Source organism: Nocardioides sp., from assembly GCF_024509035.1.
In the GTDB taxonomy this organism is placed as follows: Bacteria; Actinomycetota; Actinomycetes; order Propionibacteriales; family Nocardioidaceae; genus Nocardioides.
The window spans coordinates 330-1,673 of record NZ_JANINT010000303.1; the positions used below are offsets into that span (position 1 = coordinate 330).

The window sequence follows — 1,344 nt, forward strand, 5'->3', positions numbered from 1 at the left end:
GAGAAGCCGCTCGCCACGACCCTCGCCGACGCCGAGGAGATCGGGGCCCTGGCCGCCGAGCACGGCTCGATGACCGCGGTCCCGTTCGTGTACCGCTACTACCAGTCGGTGCTGGAGGCACGCGCCCGGGTGCGCAGCGGCGAGGTCGGGCAGCTGTGGCTGCTGCACGGCTCGTACCTGCAGGACTGGCTGTCGACGAGCTCGGACGTCAACTGGCGGGTGGACGCGTCGCTGGGTGGCGCGTCCCGGGCGTTCGCCGACATCGGCGTGCACTGGTGCGACCTGGTCGAGTTCGTCTCCGGGCACCGGATCGTCCGGCTGTCGGCGCAGCGCAAGACCGCGATCGCCAGCCGGGAGTCCGCGGAGCAGGTGAGCACCGAGGACATCGCGACCGTCCAGTTCGAGACCGACCTGGGCGCCGTCGGCTCGGTGGTGGTCAGCCAGGTCTCCCCCGGCCGCAAGAACCGGCTGTGGTTCTCCCTCGACGGCGCCGAGCAGTCGCTGTCCTTCGACCAGGAGAACCCCGAGACGCTCTGGGTCGGCTCGCGGGCCCACGCCTCCGTCGTACCCCGCGGCGTCACGCCGCGGCGCTCGGCCAACCCGCTCCTCGAGCCGCTGCCCCCGGGCCACCCGCAGGGCTACCAGGACTGCTTCAACGCGCTCATCGGGGACCTCTACCAGGCGGTGTCGGCGGGGTCGGCGGGGTCCGCGGGGTCCGCGGGCGCCCCCGAGGAGCTGCCCGGCTTCGCCGACGGTGTCCGCGCGGCGCGGATCACCCAGGCGGTGCTCGACTCGGTCGCCACCGAGTCGTGGGTGCCGGTCGGCTGAGCGTCGCTGCGACTCAGGCCCCGGATCGCTCGCGCACCAGCGCGGTGATCCGCACCGTCCGACCGGTCTGCCCGACCTGGTGCGCGTAGGGGTACCACCCCCGGTCCACCACGGGCATGCTGACCGCGACCGCACCACCGAGCACCTGCGCGAGCTCCTCGAGCAGCGCGATGTTGTCCGCGCTGCCCAGCCCGCGGCCGCCGGCGACCACGATCTCGGCGGTGTCGAGCCCCGAGGGGCCCGCATCGCCGGCCCCGTCCGGCTCCGAAACCGACACGTCCGGTCCGACCTCGACCGGCGGCGGCACCGCCACCAGCTCGGGCGTGCCCGCTACCGGCGCCTCCTGGGCGTCGAGGGCCGCGGTCCGGAACAGGGCGAGGGCGGGACCACCGACCCAGCCCACGTCCACGGCCGTGGAGTCGCCCAGCGCGAGGCGCCGTCCGACCAGCTCACCCGCCACGTCGTCGAGCCCGACGAGGTCCCAGCACACCCCCGCCCCCAGGCGCACCGCAAGGG

2 protein-coding genes are annotated in these 1,344 nt (G+C 74.7%); one reads left to right on the top strand and one right to left on the bottom strand.

The features are described from left to right. The coding region (locus Q0L15_RS19605) for a Gfo/Idh/MocA family oxidoreductase (protein WP_296606267.1) at positions 1 to 828 on the top strand (828 nt) is incomplete at its 5' end. 13 nt (positions 829 to 841) lie between these two features. Here Q0L15_RS19605 and Q0L15_RS19610 read toward each other — a convergent pair. Beyond that, a partial coding sequence (locus Q0L15_RS19610; protein WP_296606269.1) for an FAD-binding protein occupies positions 842 to 1,344 on the bottom strand: 503 nt, incomplete at its 5' end.